This is a genomic window from Delftia sp. DT-2 (assembly GCF_028401915.1).
GTDB lineage: Bacteria > Pseudomonadota > Gammaproteobacteria > Burkholderiales > Burkholderiaceae_C > Comamonas > Comamonas tsuruhatensis.
Genome location: NZ_JAQOTI010000048.1, coordinates 1 through 1782, shown reverse-complemented (window position 1 = coordinate 1782; position 1782 = coordinate 1). Strand labels below are relative to the sequence as shown.

Here is a 1782-nt window from a genome sequence, read left to right as displayed (position 1 = left end):
CAGCGCAGCGCCAACAGCGCAGCGCCCGCAGGCCAGAGCGACAGCACGGAAATCATCTACCTGCCCACGGCCAGCGGCCCCATGCCCATTGCGGCAGAAATCAACGGCCGGCTGTACGCCATCCACACGGACCACCTGAACACGCCCCGGCGCCTGACCAACCAGCAAGGGCAGGTGGCCTGGCAATGGCTGATCTCAGGGTTTGGCGAAGTGCGGCCCACCACGGGCGACCGTGGCTACGGCCAGACGGTCAGCGGCCCCAGCTACGCGCAGGCGGTGAAGTTCGACCTGCGGTATCCGGGGCAGGTGTTTGATGAAGAGACGGGGCTGTCGTACAACCTGCACCGGTACTACGATGCGGCGACGGGGAGATACATCCAGGCGGATCCGATCGGGTTGGAGGGTGGGTGGAATCGGTTTGGGTATGTGGGTGGGAATCCGTTAAATTGGTCTGACTCGCGAGGGTTAGATAATCCAGGTATGGGCCCCTACTCAAGCGGTGTTATGGTCTATTACTATGGAGGCGGCTCTGGTCACGTCGGTGTTGGGATAAATGGAAGTGGATCTTTTGGATACTACCCCACGAGCCCATCAAAGACAAATTATGAGCTTATATTTCCGGGGGTTCCTGGTACAGTAGAGTTAGATGCATTCCATCAGAAGCAACCAGATAAATCGATTTGGATTGAAGGAAGTCAAGAAAGTGTTGATTTGTTGAAAAAATATATAAAAGAAATGAGCATCGATCCAGGAGTTTATTCGCTTCCCTTTAATAATTGCACGACCTTCGTTTCGGATGGCCTTCGGTTGTCGAATTTTAAAAATGTACCTCACTCTGTTATTCCATTGAGTTTTATAGAATCTCTGGAGAGATTGCATGGTAAAAAATAAAAAAATAATTCTAAGTATTATTTTCTGTGTGTTTGTGATTTCTTATGCAATTTACCAGTTCTTGGAAAGAAATGATGATAAATTTTTGTGGAAGAAAGCTTATCGGTTCTATGTTGTAAATCCAACAATGGATTGCATAAAAAAATCAGTTGTTGATGTTGGCGGCAATGAAGTAATTGAAGCTGGAGTGGACGGTGTTTACGTGACTATGATTGAGTTAAACAATAAATCTGAAAAAAGCTCAACATTGACTAGTATTTTGCCAAATTCAAATATAGAAATATCATTTTCCATATCTATGAATAAACTAGACAAAAATGACGAGAATCATATAAATGAGACTTTGATGAAATATAGAGGATTATTAGAAATGAATTGTCGATAGATAGGCATGACCGTCGTGACGAAAGGTCGTAATTCATGCATACAGCACCCTAAATATTCCCCACGGGCTGGAGCCTGGCCGACACCATCGAGCTCAGCGCCTCCGGCTACGCCTGGGACGCCAACGGCAACCGCACCCAGGTGCACTACAGCAATGCCCTGGCATCGGGCACCTCCACGCTGCAGCGCACCTACCAGACCGCTGCGGGCACCAACCGCCTGCAAAGCTATGCCCAGACGCTGCAGCGCCCGGGCAGCGCGGCGCAGACCAGCAACGTGACCTTCAGCTACGACGCTGCGGGCGGCCTGGTCAAGAAGGGCGACAACCACCTGCACTACGGCGCAGATGGCCGCATCGCCAAGGCCGGCGAGTACGCAGACGCTGCCGATGCACGGGCCGTCAGCTACGTCTACAACGCCCTGGGCCAGAGCGTGCTCAAGAGCGATGCGCGGGGCGCAGGTCAACCGGCCACGCTGCAGACCCTGTATGCCGAAGACGGCATAGGC

At 51.5% G+C, this 1782-nt stretch carries 3 protein-coding genes; all 3 read left to right on the top strand.

Going from position 1 to position 1782, the window contains the following annotated elements; genetic code table 11:
- Positions 1-891: RHS repeat domain-containing protein (locus tag PO605_RS30690; protein WP_272207338.1), on the top strand; the 891-nt coding region annotated here is incomplete at its 5' end.
- The gene (locus PO605_RS30685) at positions 878-1276 is read left to right on the top strand and encodes a hypothetical protein (RefSeq protein ID WP_198822379.1); all 399 of its coding nucleotides are present in this window, start codon (positions 878-880) and stop codon (positions 1274-1276) included. The genes PO605_RS30690 and PO605_RS30685, both read left to right, overlap by 14 nt.
- Positions 1277-1416: 140 nt before the next feature.
- Positions 1417-1782 (top strand): hypothetical protein (locus PO605_RS30680; protein WP_442874817.1); only part of this gene is annotated, 366 nt, incomplete at its 3' end.